We start from the raw sequence: 25,295 nt of genomic DNA, 5'->3' as shown, positions 1-25,295 counted from the left end.
CCACCCGCATCTCGGTACCCTCAGTTATCGCACGAACCGGCAAAACGCCACATTCTCCTCCATCGGCGCCCATCTCCTTACGTACGGTGATCGCCTGGATGCCCATGGTTCCCGTACGCGCCCCGACGCCCCACTCGCTCTTCCCTGACCCCCGGGCGGGCGCGTTACGATCGGCGACCTGTGCCAGACATGGTTTCGCCTCATGGGGAGGGGTACGACGTGGCGTTCGACTACGGCGACCGGACCGGTTACGAACCGATCAGCGACACTGACCGCAAGGAGTTCCACGAGCAGGGCTTTCTCCTGCTGCGCAATGTCCTGACGGAGGACCACCGGGCGGCGCTGGAGGCGGCGGTCGACCGCGTCTACGCCGAGGAGAAGGCCAAGGGCAACACCACCAAGGACGGGACCCTGCACCTGCTGGGCTTCCTCGACCGGGACGAGCTCTTCGGCGACCTTCTCACCCACCCGATCGCCTTCCCGTACATGTGGGGTCTGGCCGGGTGGAACATCTACACCCACCACAACCACCTCGACGTGACCCCGCCGGCGCTGGAGCCGGAGAAGCCGTACTGGGGCTGGCACCAGGACGGGTACCGGCAGAACTCCGACCCGGAGACCATGGACCCGAACCTGCCGCGGCCGATGTTCTCGCTCAAGGTGGCCTACGTGCTCTCCGACCTGTCGGAGACCGGGCGCGGCGCCACCAAGGTCATCCCGGGCAGCCACCTGTGGAACTCGCTCCCCCGCCCGGCCGACACGACGGTGCACAACCCCGACCCGGAGGGCACCGTCGAGATCACCGCCAACCCGGGTGACGCGTTCATCTTCGACCGCCGCCAGTGGCACTCCCGGTCGACGAACCTGTCGACCATCACCCGCAAGATGCTGTTCGTGGGCTACACCTACCGGTGGATCCGCCCCCTCGACGAGCTGCACATCGACAAGGACGGCGAGTGGTGGGCCAACCGCACCCCGGTGCAGCGCCAGCTCTGCGGTGAGGGCACCCACACCGCGAACTACTGGGGCATCAACTGGGACGGCTACATCGACGACGAGATCCCGCTGCGCAAGGAACTCAAGGAGCGCGGCCTTCTCGACCGCAGCGTTCCCTGGCTGCGCTGACCTCGTGACAGGGCCCCCTGCCGTCGCCTCGGGCGCGGCCGGGGGCCCTCGTCATGTCCGGCGCCGGCCGCTCACCCTCGTCCTGTCCGCCGCCGGCCGCTCACCCTCGTCCTGTCCGCCGCCGGCCGCTCACCGGGGTGTGAGCCGGCGTAGCGCCTTCTCCCGGATCGGCCCGGGCAGGTCGGGCGCGTCCAGCAACCGGGGCAGCAGGTCCGGCTCCAGGCTCAGGGCACGGAACACCTCGCCGATCGTCACCCCGTGCGCGGGCCGCTCCACCACCTGGACCGGGTCGCCCGGGCCGACCTCCCCCTCGCGCAGCACCCTCAGGTACGCCCCGGGCAGTGCCCGGGCCGTGAACCGCTTGATCAGATCCGGTACGCCCCAGTAGCCCGCGAAGGTGGTGCACGGCGTCCGGGGCTTGGTCACCTGGAGCAGCGCGGACCCGACCTGCCACTGCTCGCCGATCACGGCACCCGTCACGTCGACCGCGTACGTCGTGAGGTTCTCGCCGAAGCTCCCGGGCCGCAGGTCACGGCCCAGCTCGGTGGCCCACCAGCCGGCGTCCTCCTCCGCGTAGGCGTAGACCGCCTGGTCCGGGCCACCGTGGTGGGCGCGCTCACCGATGAAGTCGCCGGCCACGCCGTCGGCGCGGAACAGCACGGCCCCGTCCGTCGGGCGCTTGTCGATGCCGCTACGACCGCTCGCGTCGCCGGCCCACTCCGCCTCGGTGACCACACCGAGGTTCACCGCCACCACCCTGCCCGTCATGGCGGTCAGCGTAGCCGTCGCTCCCCGGGAAGATCATCCCGCGCGCGGCGTGACCCCGGGTCCGGGCGGACCACGCGGCCCGGCCCGGTCAGCCCTTCACGGCGCCCGCGACCAGACCGGAGACCATCCGCCGCTGCACCAGCAGGAAGAAGACGATCACCGGCAGGGTGAACAGGGTCGACGCCGCCATCACCGGTCCCCAGGCGGTGTCGTCGCGCCCGAAGAAGAACGTCATGGCCACCGGCAGGGTGTAGCGGTCCTGGTCGTTGATGAAGGTGAGCGCGAAGATCAGCTCGTTCCAGGCCGTGATGAAGGAGAAGATGCTGGTGGCCACCAGACCGGGGGCGACCAGCGGGAAGAGGATCCGGCGGAAGGTCTGCGCCCGGGTGGCCCCGTCGATCGCCGCCGCCTCCTCCAGGTCCTTCGGCACCGCGGCCACGAAGCCGCGCAGCATCCAGACCGCGAACGGCAGCGAGAAGCCGAGGTAGGTGAGGACGAGGCTGGGCAGGGTGTTGTAGAGCCCGAGCCGCTGGATCATCAGGAACAGCGGGATGACCAGCGCCTCCAGCGGGATCATCTGCACGACCAGCAGCATGATGAGGAAGCTGGTCCGCAGCCGGAACCGGAAGCGGGCCACCGCGGTGGCCGCCAGCAGCGCCACCAGGCCGCTGAGCAGCACCGTGGCGACCGCGACCAGTGCGCTGTTGAGGAAGAAGTCGGCGAAGGTCACGCCGGGGATGAGGTTGCCGGTCAGGATCTCCCGGTAGTGCTCGAGCGTGGGGTGCGCCGGCACCGGGCGCGGCGTGGTCGAGAAGATCTCCCGGCTGGGCTTCAGCGACGTGACGATCATCCAGTAGACCGGGAAGGCCGCGAAGAGCGCCACCAGCAGCCCGGCGCCGTTGAGCGCGACCTTCTTCACGACTCGTCCTCCTGCTTGAGCACCATCCGCACGTAGAAGCCGGTCACCACGAGCAGGATCACGGTGAGGATCACCGCGATGGCCGCGCCGAGCCCGTACTTCGGCGGGGGTGAGAACGCCTCCGCGTACGAGTAGATGGACAACATGAACGTCGGCCGGTCCTGGGTGCCGCCGGCCAGCACGAACTGCTGGGTGAACACCTTGAAGTCCCAGATCGTGGAGAGCACGATCAGGATCCCGAACACCGGGCGCAGCAGCGGGAAGGTGATCCGCCAGAACACCCGCCACGGCCCCGCGCCGTCCACGCGCGCCGCCTCGTGCAGCTCACTCGGTACGCTCTTCAGCCCGGCCAGCACGCTGACCGCGATGAACGGGAACGAGTGCCAGACCACCACGAGGGTCAGGATCGAGAAGAACAGCAGCGGCGAGTTGAACCAGCCGTACCCCGTCCAGTCGCTGTGCCCGAACAGCGCCTGCGACATCCCGTCCGGGAGCGCGTTGAACAGCCAGGTGACCAGCCCGCTCGTGTCGTCGAAGATCCACTTCCAGACGATCGTGCCGGTCAGCGCCGGTGTGGCCCAGGCGAGCATCACGCAGCTCGCCACGAACGTGGCCATCTTCCGGCCGAGCCGGTTGAGCAGCAGCCCGACGAGCGTGCCCAGGATCATGGTGAGCACCACGTTGGCCAGCGCGAACAGCACGGTGTTGCGCAGGACCGTCCAGAAGAACGGATCGCCGAGGATCTGGGTGTAGTTGTCGAGTCCCGCCCACGGCCACTCGCGGTCCCCGCGCAACTGCCGGACGTTGTTGAGCCGGTAGAACGACATGACCACCACCTGGCCGAGCGGCCAGAGCAGCAGCACGCCGATCACGATCAGGCAGGGCAGGAGCAGCAGGTACGGCAGGCGGTCGACCGGCCGACGCCGCCGCGCGGGGATCTCCCGCGCGGCGGGCGTCTCCGGCGCCTCGGTCAGCGTGGTCACTTGGCGTTGAGGATGCTTTCCATCTCCGCGGCCGCGTCGGCGGTAGCCTTCTCGACCGTCTTCTGACCCTTCATGACCGAGCTGTTCATCGCCTGGGTCACCGTCTTGGTACGGCTGACCTCCACCCACTTCGGGGTGAGCGGCGTGACCTTCGTGTTCTGCATCGTGGTCGCGAACGCCGACATGATCTTGTCACTGGTGTACTTGTCGCTGGCAACCAGGTCCCGGTAGACGGGAAAGAACCCGAGGCTCTCGGCGAACGTCTGCGCGTTCTTCTTGTTCAGCAGCACCGTGACGTAGTCCCAGGCCAGGTCCTGACGCTCGCTGTCCTTCCAGACGGCGATGTCCGAGCCGCCGGCGAAGGCGGGCGCGGCCTTGCCGTCGGGGCCGGGGATCGGGAACGTGCCCCACACCTTCTCGATGTCGGGGTTGTCCTTCTTGATCGCGCCCTGCTGCCAACTGCCGGCGAACGCCATCGCCGCCTTGCCCGTGGCGAACTGGGTGCGCGCGTCGATCTCGTTCCACCCGGCGGCCGCCGGCGGGGCCACCTTGTGGACGGTCACCAGGTCGGTCCAGAACTTGACCGCCTTCTGCGCCTCGGGCGTGGTGTAGCCGGACTTCCAGGTGCCGTTCTGCTGGGTGGCGATCTCCCCGCCCGCCGCCCACAGGAACGAGTAGAAGGGAAGCTCGGAGTTGCCGGGCAGGGCGATGCCGTACGTGTTCGGCTTCTTGGCCTGCACCGTCTTCGCGACGCTGACCAGTTCGTCCCAGGTGGTCGGCGGCTTCACGCCGGCCTCGGCGAACCAGTCGGTGCGGTAGTAGATCCCCCGCACGCCCGCGTACCACGGCACGCCGTACTGCTTGCCGTCGAGCTGCGCGTTCTTCACCAGGTCGGGAAGGATGTCCTTGCCGTCGGCCCAGCCACCCATCCGGTCGGTCAGGTCCGCGAGGGCCTCCTGCGCCGCCCAGCCCTGGGTCTCCGTGTTGCCCAGCTCGGTGACGTCCGGCCCCTCACCGCCGGCCAGGGCGGCCTGGAACTTCTTGGGGGCCTCCAGCCACGGGATGTACTGCACCACCACGTCGGTGTTCGGGTGCTTCTGCTTGAACTCGGCCTCGACGCCGTCGAGGAACGCGTTCTGGGCGTCGCCGCCCTCACCCATCATCCAGACCGTCAGCTTGCTGGTGTCGGCCGCGTCGTCGTCCGAGCCGCCACACCCGGCCAGCACCATCGCGGCCGAAGCCACCACGGCGGTGACCGGGGCCAGCCGCTTCCACCTGTTCACGCCACATCTCCCCTCGCGCCGCCTGGCACTAACCTTCTCCGCCGCACCTTAGTAGGAAAAAATCCTTTACGACAGTGGGCGGTCGACGGAAGCGGGGCGACACGAAGTCCGCCGTCTCGACGCCCGGCGCGCACCGTACCGCAGGCCGAGGCCACGGGGCAGGGGCCGCGACGGGGCAGTACGCGCAGACAGAGGCGCCCGGCCGGGACGGCCGGGCGCCTCTGAGCGCGTCGATGGATTACCGGTAGGTGACGCTGCGCCGGCGGCCGAGACCGGCCACCAGAGCCACCGCGATGGCGGCCAGCACAACCTGCACCAGCAGCTCACCCCAGTCGATACCAGCGGTCTCCGTCGCGATGCCCAGCGCCCGCGCCAGCACCGTACCGAGCAGCGCGGCACCCACACCGATCAGCATGTGCAGCCACATCGGCATGTCCTGCCGGCCCGGGACGACCAGACGACCCAGCGCCCCGACGATCAGACCAACGATGAGCGCGGTGATGATGCCCCAAACGGTCAGCTCCACGGTCGCCCTCCTTCAGAAGTACGTCACACGGTGTGTGCTTTCTGTCTGACGGATAGGTTCCCTACCGGCCGTAGCACCAAACCGACTTTCCGGGACACTGCCCGACGGACGTGCCGGTACCAGCGCGTTCTTCGGCGAACCGGGCACACAGGAAACGGGCGCCCGACCCCTCGGTCGGACGCCCGTTCCGTCAGCGCTGTCGCCGGCCCCTGGCCGGCCGTCGTCACCGCGTGACGCTGCGCCGGCGGCCCACTCCGGCCACCAGAGCCACCGCGATGGCGGCCAGCACAACCTGCACCAGCAGCTCACCCCAGTCGATACCGGCGGTCTCCGTCGCGATGCCCAGCGCCCGCGCCAGCACCGTACCGAGCAGCGCGGCACCCACACCGATCAGCATGTGCAGCCACATCGGCATGTCCTGCCGGCCCGGGACGACCAGACGACCCAGCGCCCCGACGATCAGACCAACGATGAGCGCGGTGATGATGCCCCAAACGGTCAGCTCCACGGTCGCCCTCCTTCAAGAATGTGTCACACGATGTGTGTGCTTCCTGTCGTGGCCGCTAAGTTCCCGAGCCGTCGAAAAGCCAAACCGGAGCACCGGCCGAAACGTCGTCGTCCGTCGATCGCCGCCCTCCCGTCCCATCGACCGGAGGCACCGTCCACCCAGGTCGGAGCCGGTGTGGGGCACCCGGAGGGCAGGCCGGCGCCGGGGGAAAAATTCCTTACCGGACGGGCCCGGACACGGCGACGGCCGGCTCCCTTCGGGCACCGGGACGCATCGTCCCGACCCTTCGAGGGCCGGCCGCCGTACGCGGGTGGCTACTTCTTCCCGGCGGGCTTCACGTCGCCGGAGTCGGACGAGAGAGCGGCGATGAAGGCCTCCTGCGGGACCTCCACCCGGCCCACCATCTTCATCCGCTTCTTGCCTTCCTTCTGCTTCTCCAGCAGCTTGCGCTTACGGCTGATGTCACCGCCGTAGCACTTGGCGAGCACGTCCTTGCGGATCGCCCGGATCGTCTCCCGGGCGATGACCCGGCTGCCGATGGCCGCCTGGATGGGCACCTCGAACTGCTGCCGCGGGATGAGGTTGCGCAGCTTCGCGGCGATCGACACCCCGTAGTTGTACGCCTTGTCCTTGTGCACGATGGCGCTGAACGCGTCCACCGGTTCGCCGTGCAGCAGGATGTCCACCTTGACCAGGTCGGACGCCTGCTCCCCCGAGGGCTCGTAGTCGAGCGAGGCGTAGCCCTTGGTCCGGCTCTTCAACTGGTCGAAGAAGTCGAAGATGATCTCGGCGAGCGGGAGCGTGTAGCGCAGCTCCACCCGGTCGGCGGAGAGGTAGTCCATGCCGAGCAGGTTGCCCCGGCGCCCCTGGCAGAGCTCCATCACGGCGCCCACGTAGTCGTTCGGCGTCAGCACGGTGGCCCGGACCGTCGGCTCGTACACCTCGGCGATCTTGCCGGTCGGGTACTCGCTCGGGTTGGTGACCACGACCTCCTGGCCGTCGTCCTGCACGGCCCGGTAGACCACGTTCGGGGCCGTCGAGATGAGGTCGAGGTTGAACTCACGCTCCAGCCGCTCCCGGATGATCTCCAGGTGCAGCAGGCCGAGGAAGCCGCAGCGGAAGCCGAAGCCGAGCGCGCCGGAGGTCTCCGGCTCGTAGGTCAGCGCGGCGTCGTTGAGCTTGAGCTTGTCCAGGGCGTCACGCAGGTTGGGGTAGTCGGACCCGTCGATCGGGTACAGGCCCGAGTAGACCATCGGCTTCGGGTCCTTGTAGCCGCCCAGCGCGTCCGTCGCCGGGTTGGCGTTGACGGTGACCGTGTCGCCGACCCGGGACTGGCGGACGTCCTTCACACCGGTGATCAGGTAGCCCACCTCGCCGACGCCGAGCGCATCGGCCTTCTGCATCTCCGGCGAGATGACGCCGATCTCCAGCAGCTCGTGGGTGGCGCCCGTGGACATCATCTTGATCCGGTCCCGAGCGCTGATCCGGCCGTCCACCACCCGCACGTAGGTGACCACGCCCCGGTAGACGTCGTAGACCGAGTCGAAGATCATCGCGCGTGCGGGCGCGTCGGCGTTGCCGACCGGCGGCTGGAACTGCCGGACGATCTCGTCGAGCAGGTGCGGTACGCCCTCGCCGGTCTTGCCGGAGACCTTGATGCAGTCGGCCGGGTCGCCGCCGATCAGGTGGGCCAGCTCCTCGGCGTACTTCTCGGGCTGGGCGGCCGGCAGGTCGATCTTGTTGAGCACCGGGATGATGTGCAGGTCGTTCTCGAGCGCGAGGTAGAGATTCGCGAGCGTCTGCGCCTCGATGCCCTGCGCCGCGTCCACCAGCAGGATCGCGCCCTCGCAGGCGGCCAGCGACCGGGACACCTCGTAGGTGAAGTCCACGTGGCCCGGCGTGTCGATCATGTTGAGGACGGCCGTCTCGCCCACCCGGTCGCCCTCGCGGATCGTCCACGGCATCCGCACGGCCTGGCTCTTGATGGTGATGCCGCGCTCACGCTCGATGTCCATCCGGTCGAGATACTGCGCGCGCATCTGCCGCGGGTCGACCACGCCGGTGAGCTGCAGCATCCGGTCGGCCAGGGTCGACTTCCCGTGGTCGATGTGGGCGATGATGCAGAAGTTCCTGATGCGCCCCGGGTCGGTGGCACCAGGAGCGTTCGCGCCGGAATCGAGCGTCGGTGGCACAGCTGTCCGTTCTGGTCGGCTGACGTGAGCGGGCCGGCGTGACGCCGGCCCCCTCTATGCTCCCACGCCGCCCCGCGCGCGGTCGGATCACTCCTCCGGCGGCTCCACGAAGAGCGCCGCGAGGCGCGGAAGGCGCCGCCGGGCCTCCTCCTCGTCGTCGAAGTCCCAGAAGTCGTTGAGATCCGGCACGGCCACCGGGTCGCGGTCGGCCGGGAGGTCGGTCGCGGTCGCCTTGCGGTACGCCTCCCAGGGCACCGCCAGCATGTCCTCCGACTCGAACTCCTCGCCGGAGAGCGCGGCGGCCCGGATCTGCGGCAGCTCGGCCAGCGAGTCCGGGTCGGCGACCGCCCGGGCGAAGACTGCCCGGCCCTGGGCCATGAGCCAGCCGCGGAAGTACTCGAAGCCGTCGTCGGAGGCCCCGCCGTTGATCAGATAGGCGGCGCCCCAGAGGTCGACGGTGTGGCTGGCGGCGAGCACCCGGCGCTGGTGGTGGGCGTACCCGACGATGTCGGCCGGGTCGCGCTCGGCCAGCAGTGCCACCGCCCGGGCGGCCACCGCGTCGGCCTCTCCCCCGCCACCGGCCCGGGCGCGGTCGATCAGCTGCCAGAAGTCGTCGGTCCTCATGGCCTGGCAGTCTCTCAGACCGCCCGCCGCGGGGGCAGCGGGAAGAACCTGGTGCGGCGCGGGGTCGGCCGCGGCCGAGCCCCGGACGTCGTCGGCGTGCATGACGACATGCTCCCGGCGGGGTACGACAGCATGGGGGCGTGCCCACCACACCGCCGCCCTATCACGCCACCGCCGTGCGGCCGGGCTGGACCGAGCTGCCGGCCGGCCTGCGGTCGGCGGTCGCCGAGCGGCTGGGCGCCCCGGTCGTCGACGCGCACGTCGCCGGCGCGGGCTTCACCCGGGGCTTCGCCGCCGTGCTGACCACCGCCGACGGATCGTCCGCCTTCCTCAAGGCGGCCGGGCGGGGCGAGCAGCCGCGGCTGGTCGACTGGTACGCCCGGGAGGCCGCGATCCTCGCCCGGCTCCCCGCCGGGCTGCCCGTCCCCCGGCTGCGCTGGACCCTCGACGCGGCCGGCTGGTACGCCATCTGCCTCGACGCCGTCGACGGGCACACGCCCGGCCTGCCCTGGTCGCCGGAGGAACTCACCGCCACCCTGGCCGGGTACGCCGACCTGGCCGCGGCGCTCGCCGACCCGCCGGTCGACCTGCTCGCCCTCGATCCACCCCGGCTCGCCGACCTGGCGCGCGAGGACATCCTCTGGTGGGGCGAGGTGGCCGCCGGCCGGGAACCGGCGCCCGCGCTACCCGCTGGAGTCGACGGCCGGCTCGCCGAGCTGGTCGCGCTGGAGTCCCGGCTACCTGGTTACGCGGCCGCCACGCCGCCGGACAGCCTGATCCACGGCGACCTGCGACTGGACAACGTGCTGATCGACCGGGCGGGAGCGGCCTGGTTCTGCGACTGGACCTGGGTGTGCCGCGGCCCGGCCTGGTTCGACCTGGCCGGCCTCCTGATCACGGGCTACGCGAGCGGGTTGGACGTCGACCGGCTCTTCGCGGACCATCCGGCGGCCGCCCGGGCGCCCGCGGACGCGCTGGACGTGACGCTCGCCGCGCTGGCCGGGTACTTCCTCACCACGGCCGCGGCGACCCCACCGACCGCGTCGCCGCAGATCCGGCGGCACAACCGGTGGAGCGGTGAGCAGGCCCTCGCCTGGCTCGCCGCCCGGCAGGGCTGGACCTGACCACGTGGCCGCGGCAGGGCTGGACCTGACGACGTGGCCGCCCGGCGGAGCGGGCCCGGATCGGGTGCCGTTTTGGCTCGTCCGGGGCCGACCTGGTAACCTGACTTTTCGCGCGGCGATGACTCATGCTCGTTGCGCGCACAAGCTGACCAACCCGAGCTATCAAGACGAGGCTGTCGCGTGGCGAACATCAAGTCCCAGATCAAGCGCAACCGGCAGAACGAGAAGCGCCGGCTGCGTAACAAGTCGGTCAAGTCGTCGCTGAAGACCGCCATCCGCAAGTTCCACGAGGCCGCCGAGACCGGCGACGTCGAGCAGGCCACCGCCCTGATGCGGGACGCCTCCCGCAAGCTCGACAAGGCGGTCAGCAAGGGCGTGATCCACGCCAACCAGGCCGCGAACCGGAAGTCCGCGATCGCCCAGCGCGTCGCGTCGTTCTCCGCCTGACCGGCAACGGCAGACCTTCCAGGAAGCCTCCGAGCACCTGCTCGGGGGCTTCCTGCTGTCCGCGTCCCCCAGCCCGCGCGTGATCCACACCGTTCCGGCGACACGGCGGGGTCCCGGAGAGCTGGATACCGCCATATCGGCGAAGCGGTGTGGATCACGCGCGCCGTGAGGTCCAGGGGGCCGGGTCCGGGCCGCCACCAGCGGCCGGGCGAGGATAGGCGCCGTCAGGCCGGGCTTCGGGGCGGTCGGCCGGCGCGGGCGGCTCGGTCAGGCCGGGCGGTCGGGCTTCGGCGCGTCCGGGGCGGTCCGGCGCTCGGCCGGCTCGGCCGACACCACGATCCCGGTCACGCTGTGGGTGATCCAGTCCACCCGGGCACGCCCGACGGCCGGCTCCATCTGCCGGCGGAACCGGTCGCGCTCCTGCTCGGGCACGAGCGCCGCGGACCGGACCACCACGGCGGCCACCATGTCGTTGAGCTTCACCATCACCGCCACGACGGCCGGCAGCACGACCACCGCCCACCAGCTGACCAGTTCGGCGAGGGCGAGCAGCGCGGCGAGCGCCACCGTCCCCTCGAAGAAGAGGAAACAGAGCACGCCGCCGGGGTTGACGAACCGCAGCCCGAGCACCCGCGCGTAGAGCGGGCGAAACTGCTCCTCGTCGGCGGCGAGAGTGGCCCACGCCGTGCGGACCGGTCCGCTCACCGGGCGCCACCCTGCCGGGCGGCCGCCATCGTGAAGACGGCCCGCTCCAGGGCGTACGCCCGGTCGTCCGAGCCGCCCTTGACGGCCGCGTTGCACTCGGCGGCGGCCTGCATGGCCAGCACCAGGCCGTCCGGCGTCCAGCCCCGGCCCTGCCGCTGCGCGCGCTCGATCTTCCAGGCGGGCATGCCGAGCGTGCTCGCCAGTTGGTACGGGCTGCCCCGCCCGGCGGACGCCACGCGCGCCACGGTGCGGACGCCGTCGGCGAGGGCGTCGGCGATCGGCACCGGGTCGACGCCGACGTGCAGCGCCCACCGCAGCGCCTCCAGCGCGGCCGGAACGTCACCGACCATGGTGGCGTCAGCCACCGTGAAGCCGCTCACCTCCACGCGCCCCCGGTAGTACCGCGCCACCGTGTCCGCGCCGATCCGCCCGTCGGTGTCGGCGATCAGTTGGGAGCAGGCGGCGGCAAGCTCGCGGAGGTCGTTGCCGACCGCCGCGATCAGGGCCTCGGCCGCGTCCTCGGTGCACTTGCCACCGCCGCGGCGGATCTCGTCGCGGACGAAGGCGACCCGGTCGCGGTGCCCCTTGAGCTTCGCGGCCGGCACCACCGTCGCGCCGGCCGCCTTCAGCCCCTCGGCGAACGCCTTGCCCTTGGCCGCACCGAGGTGCAGGACGACGAGCTGCACATCCGGGTCGGGATTCTTGGCGTACGCCAGCAGGGCCGCCACGAGGTCCTTGCGGGCGTCCTGGCCGGAGCGCAGCACCAGCAGCCGCCGCCCGCCGAACAGGGAAGGGCTGAGCATCTCGGCGAGCTCCCCCGCCGTGAGTGTGCCGGCCTGGTACTCGCGGACGTCCACATCGGGGTCGACGCTGCGCGCTCTGGCCACGGCTTCGGACACCGCGCGCGTGGCGAGCAGCTCCTCGTCGCCGAGAACGAGCAGAATGGGGGCGAGGCTGGCGGGGGTCACGTCGCCCATATTCGCACGGGCCGCGACCGGATCGTGCCTGCTCACCGGCCACTCGGATGGCGGAGCCCGCACTCAGTGCAAATCCAGACATTTATGTCAATCCACCATGCAGTCCCTCAATTCTCTCCCGTGACGTATGGTCGCCCGAGGCCCGTCACGACCGCCGACCCGGTGGCACGCCCCGGGTGACGACGGCGAGGCCGCGCTCGCCGTGGACAGCGGCCACGTCGCCGTCGGTGTCGGTACGCAGCACCCGTACGCCGTCCCTGCCCAGATCCGCGAGCAGGCCGGGATCCGGGTGGCCGTACGTGTTCCCGGCGCCTACCGGGACGAGCGCGACGGCGGGGCGAACCGCGTCCAGGAACGCTGGATCCTGGTAGGCGGAGCCGTGGTGCGCCACCTTCAACACCTCGGCCCGCAGCGCGCCGGGCGGCGACCGGTCCAGCAGTGCCCGCTGTTCCTCGGTCTCGGCGTCGCCGGGAAGCAGGACCCGTACGCCCGCCACCGTGGCGCGCAGCACCAGCGAGTTGTTGTTCGGGTCGGAGCGGGTGCCGCGCAGCGGGTACGGCGGGCCGAGCAGCACCAGGTCGATGTGGCCCGCCCGGTACGCCCAGCCGGTCGACGCGGTGAGCAGCCGCGCCCGCCCCGCGGCGGCCGCGGACCGCACCAGGGCCCGCCCGGTCTCGGGCTCGTCGGAGACCGGGGCGAGCACGGCGGCCACCCGACGCCCCCGAAACACGCCCTCGATCCCGCCCACGTGGTCGGCGTGGAGGTGGCTGACCACGAGCAGCGGCACCTCGCGGACGCCCAGCCGGCGCAGGCACCCGTCCACCGCCGCCGGCTCCGGCCCCGCGTCGACCACCACCGCCCGGCCGGCCGAGACCGGCAGCACCACCGTGTCGCCCTGGCCCACCGCGCACGCCACCACGACCCACCCGGGCGGGGGCCAGCCCCGGGCGACCAGCCGCACCGGCAGGGTGCCCAGCACCACCGCCACGGCCACCACCGCCACCAGCCGACGCACCACGGGCCGCCGGACCGCGACGAGCAGCGCCACGGTGAGTCCCGCCAGCAACAGGGCGCCGGGGACGCCGCCCGGCCACGGCAGCGTGCCCGCCGGCAGCCGGGCGCCGTACCGGGCCACCAGGACCAGCCACCACGCCGGCCAGCTCGCCAGCCAGGCCGCGAACTCGGCGCCCGCCGGCCACAGCGGGGACACGGCCGCCGCCACGACGCCGAGCACGGTGGCCGGCGCGATGGCCGGCACGGCCAGCAGGTTCGCCGGCACGGCGACCACGCTCACCGTGCCGGACAGCCCGGCCACCACGGGCCCGCAGGCCAGTTGGGCGGCGGCGGGCACCGCCAGCGCCTCGGCCAGCCCGGCCGGTACGCCCCGCCGCCGCAGCCCGTCCCGCCACCGCGGCGCGAGCAGCAGCAATCCGCCGGTGGCCAGGACGGAGAGCGCGAACCCCGCGTCGCCGGCCAGCTCGGGGTCGAGCAGCACCAGCACGGTGACCGCGGCGGCCAGCGCGGGCAGGGCGGCCCGGGGGCGCCCGGCGGCCAGCGCCGCCAGCCCGATGGCGCCCATGGTGGCGGCGCGTACCACGCTCGGCGACGGGCGCACCAGGATGACGAAGCCCACCAGGGCGACGCCGCAGAGCCCGGCGGCGAGCCACGGCCCGGCCCGGGACCAGCGGGCGAGCAGCAGCACGGCGCCGACCACGATCGCCACGTTGGACCCGGACACCGCGTTGAGGTGGGTCATGCCGGTGGCCCGGAAGTCCTCCTCCACCATGGGCAGCAGCCGGCTGGTGTCGCCGACCACCAGCCCGGGCAGCAGCCCACCCTGCTCGTCGGGCAGCGGTGCGCAGGCGCGTTGCAGGCCGGCGCGGAGCGACCCGGCGGCCCGCTGCGCCCAGGAGGGGGTGCCGTGGCGTTCCGGCGGACCGCTGGCGCTCAGCACGACGGCCGTGAGGTCGCCGCCGCGGGGAATGTCGAGGCGTCCCCGCGCGGCGAGCCGCTGCCCCGGCAGGAGCCCCTGCCAACCCGGACCGGTGGCCAGCACCAGCACCCGGGCCGGTCCGGTGATCCGTCGGCCGTCCGGCGCGGTGAGGCTCACCAGGTCGGCAGGCACCAGCAGGGTGGCCGGACGGCCCGGTGCGCCCCGGACCGGCCGGGGATCGTCGCGGACGACCAGCTCGGCGGTGACGACCGCGCGCTGGTCGGCGAGGGCGCGCAGCGGAGCGGCGTCGCGTACGGCGAGCCGGGCCGCGGTCGCGCTGCCGCCGCAGACGACCCCGATGCCCACCGCGACCGCGATCCAGCCGTACCGCCGGGCGCGACGCCCGGGGCGTCCCAGCACACCGAGCAGGTGCAGCGCGCCGACGGCGGAGAGCGCGGCGGCCAGCACCGCGAGCAGCAGCAGGGTCGCCGCGTCGAGGTGCAGCCCGGCCAGTGCCGTGAGCCAGGCCGCCACGGCGAGCCCGGCCAGCCGCAGGTCCGGCGACCCTCGGTCGATGGACGCCGGCGCGTCCCGGTCGGATCGGCCGCTCACACCGTCACCAGGTCCTTCAGCTGCTCGTAGCGGGCGTCGCCGATGCCTTCCACCTGCCGGAGGTCACCGACCGACCGGAAGCCCCCGTGCTGCTCGCGGTGGGTGAGGATGCGCTGGGCGAGCACCGGACCGACCCCGGGCAACGCGTCGAGCTGCGCCAGAGTCGCGGTGTTGAGGTTGACCCGCCCGCCGGGGCCGGGCACGCCACCCGCGGCCGGACCCTCGCCGGAGCCGCCGACCGGCTGGCCCGCTGCCGGCGGCGGGGTCACCCCGACCACGATCAGCTCACCGTCGCTCAGCTTGCGGGCCGGATTCAGCAGGGCGACGTCCACCCCGGGAAGCGCTCCGCCGGCCGCCTCGACGGCGTCGGCGAGCCGGGCGCCGACCGGCACTCGCACCAGGCCGGGGCGGCGCACCTTGCCGGCCACGGCGACGACCAGCTCGCCGGCCGCACTCCGGTCGGGCTCCGCGACGCCGTCCGCAACGCCCTCGGCCACGGGCGCCGCGGTGCTCGCTGCGGGCCGCACCGGCTCCGCTCGCGGGCGGGAGCGCCAGGCCCAGAATCCGGCGCCCAGGACCACCACCACGGCGACCGCCGCCAGTGCGCGGATGCCGCGCCGCCCCGGGTCGAACGCGCCGGGCCCGGGCAGCCCACCCGGCCCACCCGCCGAGGCCTCGCCCTCGAGCCCCGGCTCCGCCGGCCGGACCGGCGCCACCGACAGGCCGGACGCCGTCGACAGGCCGGACGCCACCGACAGGCCAGGAGCCTTCGAGGCACCACTCCCGGCCGACCAACCGGTCACCGTCGACAACCCGGGCGTCGCGCCGGCCGGCAGGTCGAACGCCGCTGACAGGCCGGGCGCGTCCCGCAGGTCGGACGCTTCAGGCAGGCCGGGCGCCGGACCCGCAAGGGCGGCCGTCCCGCCGGACGGCGCCGGCGACGGCACGTCGGGCGTACCCACGATCGACTGCGCGTCTCCGGGCGGCGCACCGCCGGAGGCCGCCCCGAAGAGCGGCTGCGCGGTGAGCCGCCGGAGGCGTCGGCGTACCACGGTCTCGTCGTCGTGTGACACGGCGTGACGCTACGGCGGCGATCCGCCACCGCGTGCCCTCCGGACCGTTCCCTGTGGACGGCGCCGCCGCCTGTGGACAACTCCCTGATCATGGCATTGTCTGCTAGCGACGGGAGCGTCGCAGGTCAGTGCGCCTCCGGATCCAACCCGAGGACCGCGCGCCCACCGTCCACCGGCAGCGTCACGCCGTTCACGAAGCCTGCGGCGGGCGACAGCAGCCAGGCGATCGTGTCGGCCACCTCGTCGACCCGGCCGATCCGGCCGAGCGGGTGCAGCCGGGCCAGGTCCGCCTCGATCCGCGCGGCCTCGGCCCGGTCCTGCCCCGCGAGGAAGGCCGCGTGCCGCTCGGTGCCGACCGATCCGAGGGCCACCGCGTTGGCCCGGATGCCGTACCGCCCGTACTCCACGGCGAGCGCCCGGGTCATCCCCTCCACCGCCGCCTTCGCGGTCGCGTACGGGAGGCAGCCGGGCACCGGTCGCGCGGCCTGATGGGAGGAGACGTTCACGATCGACCCGGCGGTGCGCGCGGCGAGGAACCGCCGTACCGCGGTGGCGGCGCCGGCCAGGGCCGGCCGGAGGTTGGCCCCGATGAGGTCGGCCACCTCGCCTACCGGCGCGGAGTGCACCGAGGCGTCCCGGAACACCGCCGCGTTGTTGACCCACCCGGTCAGCGGTCCGGCCCGTTCCGCCAGGTCCGCGGCGCGGCCCGCGACCGCCTCGTCGCCGGCGTCACCGGTCACGCCGAGCAGCCGGTCGGCGGCCGGGTGGGCGGGCAGCCACTCCAGCGCGGCGGGATCACGCTCGACCACGACGACGGTGTCGCCCGCGGCCGCCAGCCGTTCCACCACGGCGCGACCCACGCCCCGGCCGCCTCCGGTCACCACACAGGACACTCGCGCTCCTCTCCGCCCGCGCCGACACGAAGCGGACGTGCCCCAGATCCGGGGCAGCTCGACAGGCGCTCCGCAGCCTCCGGGCCGGCGACCGTACCGGCCGTCATTCCGGGTCGCGGCCGCCGGGCTCCGGCGGGGCGGCCGGCCGACGGTGCACCACGACGCACGCCAGGCCCGGGCCGGCGTGCGCAGCCACCACGGCGCCGGCCTCCGAGACGTACGTCTCGCGGACGCGGTCGCCGAGCCGTTCGACCAGCGCCGCGCGCAGCGCCTCGGCCCGCTCGGGCGCGGCGAGATGGTGGACGCCGAGGTCGACCTCGGCGTCCCCGGCCGCCTCGACGGCCAGGTCGACCAGGCGTGCCACACCGCGGCTGGCCGTGCGCACCTTGTCCCGCAGCACGATGGCCCCGTCCGGCATGTGCATGATCGGTTTCACCGAGAGTGCCGTGCCGAGCAGCGCCTCGGCCGCGTTGATCCGCCCGCCCCGGCGGAGGAATTCCAACGTGTCCACGTAGAAGTAGATGGTGGTGCGATCGACGGCGTCGGCGGCGGCCCGGCGTACACCATCGAGGTCCTCGCCCCGGGCGGCGGCCGCGGCGGCCTCGATGACCGCGAACCCCAGGCCCAGGCCGGTCGAGCGGCTGTCCACCACGGCGACCCGCCCGCCCAGCTCGTCGGCGGCCAGCCGGGCCGCCTCCACCGTGCCGGAGAGTTCCGCCGACAGGTGCACCGACACGACGCCGTCCGCGCCCGCGTCGAGCAGGCGACGGTACGTCCGCGCGAACTGCTCCGGAGCGGGACGGGAGGTGCTCGCCGACACCCGCCGGCCGCTGAGCGCCCGGGTCGCGTCGGCGGGGAAGATCTCGACCCCTTCGAGCCCTTCCGCGCCGTTGAGCACGACGGTCAGCGGCACCACGGTGAGCCGGTGCGCCTGCACCAGCTCGGGCGGGAGGTAGGCGGTGGAGTCGGTGACGACCGCGACGGGCATGCCCGGCACGCTAGCCGATGGCGGGCCGCACGACGAGGCCGCACGATCGGGCCGGGCCGCGACGGCCGGCACGCCGGCGCCGGTTCAGACGGCGTCGGCGACCGCCGGCACGACGACCAGGCCGACGTTGTGCGCCCGCAGGTGCCAGCCCCGCACGTCGTCGCGGCGCAGCTCGGTCCAGTGGCAGTTCTGCAGGGAGCCGACGGTGCGCAGCACACCGGGATCCCAGCCGAGCAGGTGCCCCATGCCCTGGCGGGCTCCACCACCGTGGGTGGCGACCACGACGGTGCCGCCCGGGATCGCGTCGGCGGCGTCGGCGAGGGCCGAGCCGACCCGCTTGCCGAGGTCGTCCAGTGTCTCGATCCCGGCGCCCGGGTCCGGGTCACCGGCACGCCAGCGTGCGTACTCGTCGGGGAAGCGTTCGGCGACCTCGGTGAGCGTGAGCCCCTGCCAGTGCCCGAAGTGGCGCTCGCGGAGCCGGGCGTCGGTGCGTACCGGCAACCCGGTCGCGGCGGCCAGCGCGGCGGCCGTCTCGGCGGCCCGGCTGAGGTCGCTGGCCACGATGGCGTCGGGACGCAACGCGGCGAGCAGCGGCGCGGACGACCGGGCCTGCTCCCGGCCGAGGTCGTTCAGCGGTACGTCGGTCTGGCCCTGGACCCGGTCGCCGGCGTTCCAGTCCGTGTTGCCGTGCCGCCAGATGATGAGCCGGGTCATTCCGCGACGGTGGAACCGGCGGCGGACTCGGCGTCGACCAGGTCGCGGTCGACGAACGGGATGGTCGGGCAGTCCTTCCAGAGCCGGTCGAGCGCGTAGAACTCCCGCTCCTCGGTGTGCTGGACGTGCACCACGACGTCGACGTAGTCGAGCAGCACCCACCGACCGCCGCGTTCGCCCTCGCGGCGCACCGGCTTGGCCTTCTCGGGCAGCTCCAGCAGGCGCTCCTCGATGGCGTCGACGATGGCGAGCACCTGACGCTCGTTCGGGGCCGCGGCGAGCAGGAACGCGTCGGTGATGGCGAGCTGGTCGCCCACGTCGATGATGACGATGTCCTGCGCCTTCTTGTCGGCGGCGGCCTGGGCCGCGGCGGTCGCCAGCTCGTACGCGCGTTCGGAAACTGTCACCGTTCTCCTTCGATCAACCGTGCGACCCCTCAAGCGTCTCACATGCGGCGTCGTCCCGACTTCTCAGTTTGAGCGGGTAACCCGCCCGGACGGCACCAAACCGGGCGTGTCACCGCTGGTACAGACGCCGCTTGGCGATGTACTGCACCACACCGTCGGGCACCAGGTACCAGACCGGCTCACCGCGCGCGACCCGGGCCCGGCAGTCGGTGGACGAGATGGCCATGGCGGGCACCTGCACCAGGCTGACCGTGTCGGCGGGCAGGTGCTTGTCGGTGAGTTCGAAGCCGGGCCGGGTCACCCCCACGAAGTGGGCCAGTTCGAAGATCTCGTCCAGGTCCTTCCAGGAGAGGATCTTCTCCAGCGCGTCCGCGCCCGTGATGAAGTAGAGCTCCACCTTCGGGCCGTACTCGGCGTGCAGGTCCCGCAGCGTGTCGACGGTGTACGTCGGCCCGCCCCGGTCGATGTCGACCCGGCTCACCTGGAAGCGGGGGTTCGAGGCGGTGGCGATCACCGTCATGAGGTAGCGGTCCTCGGCGGAGCTGACGGGCACGTCGGCCTTCTGCCACGGCTGGCCGGTGGGCACGAAGATCACCTCGTCGAGCCCGAACCGGTCCGCCACCTCGCTGGCCGCGACGAGGTGCCCGTGGTGGATCGGGTCGAAGGTGCCACCCATGATCCCGATCCGCCGGATATCTTCCTCCACCCCGTGATCGTAGGCCGGTCGGCGGGGCGGGAGCCCCCGGCGGCGAGGTGGTCCGCGCCACGCCGGGGCGGGTGCGCGGGTCACGTGACGGGTCGGTACGCGGGTTACCTGACGGTCGGTGCGCGGGTTACGCGGGGGCTGGTGCGGGGCCCGCGCTAGGCCCTATACTCGCGTACGAGTAATCGTGGACGAGGATCGGAGGGTGGCATGCCGAAACAGCGCAAGGTCGGCAATCTGCTCGCCCTGGCCGTGCTCTCCGCCCTCACCCAACGACCCATGCACCCGTACGAGATCGCCACCGCTCTGCGCTCCTGGGGCAAGGAGCAGGACATGGAGATCAAGTGGGGGTCGTTCTACACCGTGATCCGCAACATGGACCGGCACGGCCTCATCGCGGCCGTCGAGAGCGTGCGCGCCGGCCGCCGGCCCGAGCGCACGGTCTACCGCATCACCGAGGCGGGGCGGGCGGAGCTGGTCGACTGGGCGCGCGAGCTGGTGTCGACGCCGGAGCCGGAGCACCCCCGCTTCCGCGCCGGGCTCTCCGTGCTGGCCGTCCTGCATCCCGACGAGGCGGTGACGCTCCTGCGGCAGCGCCTCGACCGGCTGGAGGACGCCATCCGGGCAGCCCGGGCCGCGCTGGAGGAGCACCTGCGGCAGATCCCGCGGCTGTTCCTGGTCGAGTCGGAGTACGACCTGGCCGTCCGGGAGGCCGAGGCGACCTGGGTACGCGGTCTGCTGGCCGAGTTCACCGCGGGCACCTACCCGGGGCTCGACCAGTGGCGGGCCTTCCACGAGACCGGCGAGATGCCGCCGGAGCTGACCGATCTCGCCGAGGGAGGCAGCACCACGCAGTGACATCGGGCGGCCCCGGCGCGGTGCGCCAACACCACACCGGGGCCCTTACCTCGGTACCGCACCTGGGAAGGTGCTCGGCCCCGAAGCGGCAACCACGAGGATAGCCGGGCTCCCTCCCAGGTCGGTGCCACACCGGCGCCGGCCGCAGACCGGTCGGTGCCGTCGCACCGGCACCGACGGACAGCACCGTCGGCCGTCGTACGGGCACGACGACCAGGGAGAGGACCATGACCACAGTGAACACGGCCATCGTCATCGGTGGCGGAATCGCCGGTCCGGTGACCGCGCTGGCGCTGCGCCGCGCCGGCATCGCCGCCACCGTCTACGAGGCCTACCCGAGCACCGCCGACGGCATCGGCGGCACCCTCGCGCTCGCACCCAACGGCGTCGCCGCGCTGGCCGTCGTCGGCGCCGACGACGCCGTGACCGCGATCGCCACGCCGATCCACCGCACGGCGATGGCGATCGGGCGTCGGCGTTTCGCCCTGCCCGGCCTGGCCGGCGTGCCACCGCTGCGGGTGGTGCACCGCGCCGAACTGCACCGGGCCCTGCACGACCGGGCCGTCGCCGAGGGCGTGGTGATCGAGCACGGCCGGCGGCTCGTGGACGTACGCGAGAGCGCCACCGGCGTCACCGCGCACTTCGCCGACGGCGGCACCGCGACGGCCGACGTGCTGGTAGGCGCCGACGGCATCCGGTCCACGGTCCGTACGCTGATCGACCCGGACGCCCCCGGCCCGCGCTACACCGGGCTGCTCGGGTTCGAGGCGGTGGCCCGGCACGAGGTGGACGTGGAGCCGGGCACCATGACGTTCGCCTTCGGCCGTGGGGGCTACTACCTCTACTGGCCCGAGCCGGGCGGCGGCACGCGGTGGGGCGTCAACCTGCCGCAGGAGCGGCCCATGACCCTCACGGAGGCCCGGGCGGTACCCACGAGCGAGTGGCTGGGGACGCTGCGCGCCGCGTACGGCGACGACGACCCGGGCGGGTCGCTGATGGCAACGAGCGACGCCGACGGCCTCCAGGTGGTGGGCTCGCTGCTGATCATGCCGCCGGTGCCGCACTGGCACCGGGGCCGGATGGTGCTGGTCGGCGACGCGGCGCACGCGCCCTCGAACAGTTCCGGCCAGGGCGCGTCGCTGGCCATCGAGAGCGCCGTGCAGCTCGCCCGGTGCCTGCGCGACCTGCCCGACGTGCCGTCGGCGTTCGCCGCGTACGAGCGGCTGCGGCGCGACCGGGTGGAGCGCGTGGCCGCGCGGGCCGCGCGGATCAACCGGGCCAAGGCGCCGGGTGCGGTGGCCCGGGCCGTGATGCCGCTGCTCATGCCGCTGTTCGTGAAGACGGCCATGGACCCGGAGAAGACCATGGGCCACGAACAGCGCTACGTCATCAACTGGGACACCCCGGTGAGTGCAGACCTGACGTCAAGCTGACGCCCTCCCTCCCCGCCCCCGCCCCCCGCGCGCGCCCCCCTTCCCGCCGCCGATCTTGCACTTTCGGCCCCTGTTTCGCGGCTTTTGGTCCGGAATGCCGGGGCAGAAAGTGCAAGATCGCGGGGCTGAGGGGGCGCGGGGACGGCGGTGGGGGGTTAGGCCAGGGTTGCGGCTATGGCGGTTCGGGCTACCAGGGCTCGGCGCAGGTCGTCGTCGGCGTCGGTGACCACCCGGCGCAGGCCGGGGGTCAGGTCGTCGCGGGCCAGCAGCACCGCGGCCGCCTCCCGGGTGGGCTGCGCCACGGCGTAGCGGGGGAACGCCAGACTCGCGACCCGGTCGGCCGTCCAGGGGGTACGCAGCCGGGCCGCGGCCGGCATGTCGGCGAAGTAGCGCTCGACGTACCCGGCGGTGAGCTCGGCCTGCTCGGGCTGCCAGAAGCCCTCCGCGGTCGCCTCGACGAGCCGGTTGGACAAATCGGTGTTGCGCGTGACGATCTCCCACGCGACCCGCTTGGCGTCGGCGTCGGGCAGTGCGGCGCGGCAGCGAGCGGCCCGTTCCGCGCCGGCGGCACTGGGGTCGGCCTCGGCCTCGGCGGCGATCTCCGCCTCGCCGGCCGCGCCGAGCACCACGAGCCGGCGCAGCACCGCCCAGCGCAGCTCCGCGTCGACGGCCAGCCCGGACGGCACGGCCCGGCCGGACAGCCAGCCGGTCAGCAGGTCGGCGTCGGTGGTGGCGGTGATGAGAGCACGCGCGGCCGCGAGCTGGAGCGACCCGCCGGCCGGTGCGCCGCCCAGCAGCGTGTCGCACGCCTCGGCGATCTGGGCCAGCGCCCCCTGCCGGGACACCGGGTCGAGGTACCGGTCGACCAGCGACCGGCTCAGCGTCAGCACGTCCTCCGCGATGATCACCTCGGTCTCGGCGGGCAGCGCCGCGGCGATCAGCGCCACGAGGCCGGTGACCGGCCGCTCCCCGTCGGTCGCCGCGTCCAACGCCTCGCCCCAGAGCAGCGCCCGGGCCAGCGGGTCGGCGAGGCCGGGCAGCACCAGCGGCACGGCGTCGGCGGAGGCCGGGTCGAGCCGTACCTTCGCGAAGGTGAGGTCACCGTCGTTGGGCAGCAGCAGCCGGGCGGCCGGCGCCCCGGTCAGCTCGTGGAGCACGGTGCGGCCGCCGTCCGCGTCCGGGTCGAGGTCCACCTCGATCCGGTCGACCGTGCCGTCGGCGGCGTACCGGCCGACGCCGATGCGGTGCGGGCGCAGCACGGGATGCGACGCGGGGGCGGTCTGCACCACCGCGACCTCGCGGTAGCGCCCGTCCGGGTCGAGGCTCACCTCGACCCGGAGCGTGTTCACCTGCGCCCGGCGCAGCCACCGCTCGGCCCAGTCGGTCAGGTCCCGGCCGCTGGCCGCCGACAGGCTGGCGAGGAGGTCGGCCAGCGTGGCGTTGCCGAACCGGTGCGCGGCGAAGTGGGCGTTCAGCCCGGCCAGGAACGCGTCGTCGCCGAGCCACGCGACGAGCTGCCGCAGCACGCTGGCGCCCTTGGCGTACGAGATGCCGTCGAAGTTGAGCAGGCCCTCGGCGGCGTCGGCCACCTCGCGCGGCGCGACGGGGTGGGTGGAGGGTCGCTGGTCGGCCGCGTACCCCCACGCCTTGCGGCGCAGCGCGAACGTGGTCCACGCCCGGCCGAACCGGGTCGCCTCGGCGGTCACCCGGGTGCCCAGGTACTCGGCGAACGACTCGTTGAGCCACAGGTCGTCCCACCAGCGCATGGTGACCAGGTCGCCGAACCACATGTGCGCCATCTCGTGCGCGATCGTGGTGGCCCGCAGCTCCCGCTGCGTGTCGGTCACCGCCGACCGGAAGATGTAGTCGTCGCGGAACGTGACCAGGCCCGGGTTCTCCATCGCGCCGGCGTTGAACTCCGGCACGAACGCCTGGTCGTACTTGCCGAAGGGGTAGCGCTCGGCGAAGAGCTGGTGGAACCGGTCGAGGCACTGCCGGGTGACGGTGAAGATCTCCTCGGCGTCCGCGTCGAGGTGCTCGGCCAGCGACCGTCGGCAGTAGACGGCGAGCGGGATCCCGTCGTGCTCGTCGCGGCGGACGTGGTACGGCCCGGCGATCAGCGAGAAGAAGTACGTGGCGAGGGGCATGGTCGGGGCGAACTCCCACCGCCCCGGGCGCGGGTTGGCCGCGAGCTGGCCGTTGGCCGCCACCGTCCACTCGGGAGGGGCGGTGACCGTGAGGGTGACGGGCGCCTTCAGGTCGGGCTGGTCGAAGGCGGCGAAGATGCGCTGCACGTCGTCGAGGAACGACATGGCGTAGAGGTAGGTCTCCCCGTCGGCCGGGTCGACGAAGCGGTGCATGCCCTCCCCGGTGTTCGAGTACGCCATCTCCGCCTCGACGGTCAGCGTGTTGCGCTCGCCGAGCCCGGCCAGCGGCAGGCGGTCGTCGGCCAGCACGCCGGGGTCGAGGTCCTCGCCGTTGAGGCGTACCGCCAGCAGCTTCGCGGGTTTGACCTCGGCGAACGTCTCGGTGCCGGGGGTCGCCCGGAACCGGATCGTCACGTGGGAGCGGAACCTCTCCCCGCCGCCGGTCAGGTCGAGGTCCACCTGGTAGGACTCGACGGTAATCGCCGCGCCACGCGCGGTCGCCTCTACACGGGTCAGGCTGGGCATCCGCTTATCCTGCCCGATGGGGAACGGACGTGTTTCCCCGCCGACGCGTGCACTGGAGGAACCACCATGGCTCAGCACCCCAAGGGCGACTTCGACCTGTCCCGGGCGGTCTGGCAGCGGGCCGAGGGCGACACCTCCGAGAGCGCCGTCGAGGTCGCCTTCGTCGACGACCTGATCGGCATGCGGAACTCCGCCGAGCCGGACGGGCCGGTGCTGGTCTTCACGCAGGCCGAGTGGGACGCCTTCGTGGCCGGCGCGCAGGACGGCGAGTTCGACCTGGACTGATGCCGCGGGCGCGACGGCAGCGGTCACGAGTCGCCGTCGCCCCAGCCGAGGCCGCCGGGGCCCGGGCCGTGGTGGAAGCCCGGATGGCCGGCCACGTCGACGCAGCGCTCGTCATCGGGGCCGACGGCACCGCAGAACAGCCGCTCGGCCCGGTGCCAGGCGTCGGCGGGTGAGAGGGCTGCCGCGCCGATCGCCAGCTCGGGGCGGAGCAGGCTCAGCGCCTCGGCGTAGGCGACCGCCGCGTCCCGGGCGTCGACCGGGCCGGCCGCCGTGAAGCCGAGGTGCACGGTGAAATGCCGGGCCGGGGGTGCCGGCCGGCGTGACGGCGCGATCAGCGGAATGTCCGCACCGGCCGCGCCACGCAGCGACCGGGCCGGCCCGCCGCCGGGCCGCCCGACCGGTCCGTTGCTGTGCCGCCCGACCGGGCCGGCACCGGGCCTCCCGGGACCCGGTTCCCCGTTCGTCCGCCGCCGGTGCGGCGAGCCGTCTGCGCGCATTCCGCCCTCCCCGTGATCCGTGCCGTCGCCCCTAGCCCCGTCGCCG

General features: G+C 73.1%; 25 protein-coding genes. 6 read left to right on the top strand and 19 right to left on the bottom strand.

The features are described from left to right. The first annotated feature begins 189 nt into the window (after positions 1 to 189). On the top strand, positions 190 to 1,125 hold the full coding sequence (locus D7193_RS31445; RefSeq protein ID WP_120783302.1) for a phytanoyl-CoA dioxygenase family protein: 936 nt from the start codon (positions 190 to 192) through the stop codon (positions 1,123 to 1,125). A gap of 129 nt (positions 1,126 to 1,254) precedes the next feature. On the opposite strand, the gene D7193_RS31440 is transcribed toward D7193_RS31445, so the two are convergent. From D7193_RS31440 to D7193_RS31405, 8 genes are all read right to left on the bottom strand, one after another. After that, the gene (locus D7193_RS31440; RefSeq protein ID WP_120783301.1) at positions 1,255 to 1,893 is read right to left on the bottom strand and encodes an MOSC domain-containing protein; all 639 of its coding nucleotides are present in this window, start codon (positions 1,891 to 1,893) and stop codon (positions 1,255 to 1,257) included. Between the two features lie 88 nt (positions 1,894 to 1,981). Beyond that, a complete protein-coding gene (locus D7193_RS31435; protein ID WP_120783300.1) occupies positions 1,982 to 2,812 on the bottom strand; it encodes a carbohydrate ABC transporter permease in 831 nt (276 codons plus the stop codon). After that, on the bottom strand, positions 2,809 to 3,795 hold the full coding sequence (locus D7193_RS31430; RefSeq protein WP_120783299.1) for a carbohydrate ABC transporter permease: 987 nt from the start codon (positions 3,793 to 3,795) through the stop codon (positions 2,809 to 2,811). Before D7193_RS31430 ends, D7193_RS31435 begins: the two co-directional genes overlap by 4 nt. Continuing rightward, positions 3,792 to 5,078, bottom strand: coding sequence for a sugar ABC transporter substrate-binding protein (locus D7193_RS31425; RefSeq protein ID WP_120783298.1), 1,287 nt, complete (start codon positions 5,076 to 5,078; stop codon positions 3,792 to 3,794). Before D7193_RS31425 ends, D7193_RS31430 begins: the two co-directional genes overlap by 4 nt. A 238-nt stretch (positions 5,079 to 5,316) precedes the next feature. Beyond that, positions 5,317 to 5,604: a GlsB/YeaQ/YmgE family stress response membrane protein gene (locus D7193_RS31420; RefSeq protein ID WP_120783297.1), complete on the bottom strand. Its 288-nt coding sequence runs from the start codon at positions 5,602 to 5,604 to the stop codon at positions 5,317 to 5,319. Positions 5,605 to 5,827: 223 nt separating this feature from the next. Beyond that, a complete protein-coding gene (locus tag D7193_RS31415; protein WP_120331126.1) occupies positions 5,828 to 6,112 on the bottom strand; it encodes a GlsB/YeaQ/YmgE family stress response membrane protein in 285 nt (94 codons plus the stop codon). A 314-nt stretch (positions 6,113 to 6,426) separates the two neighbouring features. After that, positions 6,427 to 8,304: a translation elongation factor 4 gene (lepA, locus tag D7193_RS31410; protein WP_120783296.1), complete on the bottom strand. Its 1,878-nt coding sequence runs from the start codon at positions 8,302 to 8,304 to the stop codon at positions 6,427 to 6,429. Positions 8,305 to 8,391: 87 nt separating this feature from the next. Next, positions 8,392 to 8,928, bottom strand: coding sequence for a DUF4240 domain-containing protein (locus D7193_RS31405; RefSeq protein ID WP_120783344.1), 537 nt, complete (start codon positions 8,926 to 8,928; stop codon positions 8,392 to 8,394). Positions 8,929 to 9,068: 140 nt separating this feature from the next. Between D7193_RS31405 and D7193_RS31400 the strand changes: the two genes are divergently transcribed. Together D7193_RS31400 and rpsT are read left to right on the top strand one after the other, a co-directional pair. Further along, positions 9,069 to 10,052 carry a phosphotransferase family protein gene (locus D7193_RS31400; RefSeq protein WP_120783295.1) on the top strand — a complete coding sequence of 328 codons (984 nt, stop codon included), beginning with the start codon at positions 9,069 to 9,071 and terminating at the stop codon, positions 10,050 to 10,052. A 180-nt stretch (positions 10,053 to 10,232) separates the two neighbouring features. Beyond that, positions 10,233 to 10,499 (top strand): 30S ribosomal protein S20, encoded by a 267-nt coding sequence (rpsT, locus tag D7193_RS31395; protein WP_120783294.1) that lies wholly within the window; start codon positions 10,233 to 10,235, stop codon positions 10,497 to 10,499. A gap of 267 nt (positions 10,500 to 10,766) precedes the next feature. Here rpsT and D7193_RS31390 read toward each other — a convergent pair whose 3' ends face one another. The 9 genes from D7193_RS31390 to nadD form a co-directional block, all read right to left on the bottom strand. Beyond that, positions 10,767 to 11,204 carry a hypothetical protein gene (locus tag D7193_RS31390; protein WP_120783293.1) on the bottom strand — a complete coding sequence of 146 codons (438 nt, stop codon included), beginning with the start codon at positions 11,202 to 11,204 and terminating at the stop codon, positions 10,767 to 10,769. After that, positions 11,201 to 12,181 (bottom strand): DNA polymerase III subunit delta, encoded by a 981-nt coding sequence (holA, locus tag D7193_RS31385; protein ID WP_120783292.1) that lies wholly within the window; start codon positions 12,179 to 12,181, stop codon positions 11,201 to 11,203. Before holA ends, D7193_RS31390 begins: the two co-directional genes overlap by 4 nt. Before the next feature lie 145 nt (positions 12,182 to 12,326). After that, positions 12,327 to 14,726 carry a ComEC/Rec2 family competence protein gene (locus tag D7193_RS31380; RefSeq protein ID WP_120783291.1) on the bottom strand — a complete coding sequence of 800 codons (2,400 nt, stop codon included), beginning with the start codon at positions 14,724 to 14,726 and terminating at the stop codon, positions 12,327 to 12,329. After that, entirely contained in the window at positions 14,723 to 15,562 is an 840-nt protein-coding gene (locus D7193_RS31375) for a ComEA family DNA-binding protein (protein WP_377456378.1), read from the bottom strand. Before D7193_RS31375 ends, D7193_RS31380 begins: the two co-directional genes overlap by 4 nt. Positions 15,563 to 15,924: 362 nt before the next feature. After that, the gene (locus tag D7193_RS31370; RefSeq protein WP_120783290.1) at positions 15,925 to 16,692 is read right to left on the bottom strand and encodes an SDR family NAD(P)-dependent oxidoreductase; all 768 of its coding nucleotides are present in this window, start codon (positions 16,690 to 16,692) and stop codon (positions 15,925 to 15,927) included. A gap of 103 nt (positions 16,693 to 16,795) precedes the next feature. After that, positions 16,796 to 17,680, bottom strand: a complete 885-nt coding sequence (locus D7193_RS31365) for a DegV family protein (RefSeq protein ID WP_120783289.1) — start codon at positions 17,678 to 17,680, stop codon at positions 16,796 to 16,798. 84 nt (positions 17,681 to 17,764) lie between these two features. Next, the gene (locus D7193_RS31360; RefSeq protein ID WP_120783288.1) at positions 17,765 to 18,394 is read right to left on the bottom strand and encodes a histidine phosphatase family protein; all 630 of its coding nucleotides are present in this window, start codon (positions 18,392 to 18,394) and stop codon (positions 17,765 to 17,767) included. Beyond that, the gene (gene rsfS / locus D7193_RS31355) at positions 18,391 to 18,801 is read right to left on the bottom strand and encodes a ribosome silencing factor (RefSeq protein ID WP_120783287.1); all 411 of its coding nucleotides are present in this window, start codon (positions 18,799 to 18,801) and stop codon (positions 18,391 to 18,393) included. Before rsfS ends, D7193_RS31360 begins: the two co-directional genes overlap by 4 nt. A 109-nt stretch (positions 18,802 to 18,910) precedes the next feature. Then, positions 18,911 to 19,507 carry a nicotinate-nucleotide adenylyltransferase gene (nadD, locus tag D7193_RS31350; protein WP_120783286.1) on the bottom strand — a complete coding sequence of 199 codons (597 nt, stop codon included), beginning with the start codon at positions 19,505 to 19,507 and terminating at the stop codon, positions 18,911 to 18,913. A 207-nt stretch (positions 19,508 to 19,714) separates the two neighbouring features. Between nadD and D7193_RS31345 the strand changes: the two genes are divergently transcribed. Then, positions 19,715 to 20,362 (top strand): PadR family transcriptional regulator, encoded by a 648-nt coding sequence (locus D7193_RS31345; protein WP_120783285.1) that lies wholly within the window; start codon positions 19,715 to 19,717, stop codon positions 20,360 to 20,362. Positions 20,363 to 20,589: 227 nt separating this feature from the next. Further along, positions 20,590 to 21,795 (top strand): FAD-dependent oxidoreductase, encoded by a 1,206-nt coding sequence (locus D7193_RS31340; RefSeq protein WP_120783284.1) that lies wholly within the window; start codon positions 20,590 to 20,592, stop codon positions 21,793 to 21,795. Positions 21,796 to 21,950: 155 nt separating this feature from the next. Here D7193_RS31340 and pepN read toward each other — a convergent pair whose 3' ends face one another. Then, positions 21,951 to 24,467: an aminopeptidase N gene (gene pepN / locus D7193_RS31335; RefSeq protein ID WP_120783283.1), complete on the bottom strand. Its 2,517-nt coding sequence runs from the start codon at positions 24,465 to 24,467 to the stop codon at positions 21,951 to 21,953. A gap of 66 nt (positions 24,468 to 24,533) precedes the next feature. Here pepN and D7193_RS31330 point away from each other — a divergent pair, with 66 nt between their 5' ends. Beyond that, positions 24,534 to 24,752 (top strand): DUF397 domain-containing protein, encoded by a 219-nt coding sequence (locus D7193_RS31330; protein WP_091346888.1) that lies wholly within the window; start codon positions 24,534 to 24,536, stop codon positions 24,750 to 24,752. A 23-nt stretch (positions 24,753 to 24,775) separates the two neighbouring features. Here the strand turns inward: D7193_RS31330 and D7193_RS31325 are convergent, their stop codons facing one another. After that, positions 24,776 to 25,249, bottom strand: coding sequence for a hypothetical protein (locus tag D7193_RS31325; RefSeq protein ID WP_241563689.1), 474 nt, complete (start codon positions 25,247 to 25,249; stop codon positions 24,776 to 24,778). Positions 25,250 to 25,295 lie beyond the last annotated feature (46 nt).

Origin of the sequence: Micromonospora costi (assembly GCF_003626655.1) — a bacterium.
GTDB lineage: Bacteria > Actinomycetota > Actinomycetes > Mycobacteriales > Micromonosporaceae > Micromonospora > Micromonospora costi.
Note: the sequence above shows the minus strand (reverse complement) of the source record. Positions and strands in the feature narration are given on the sequence as shown.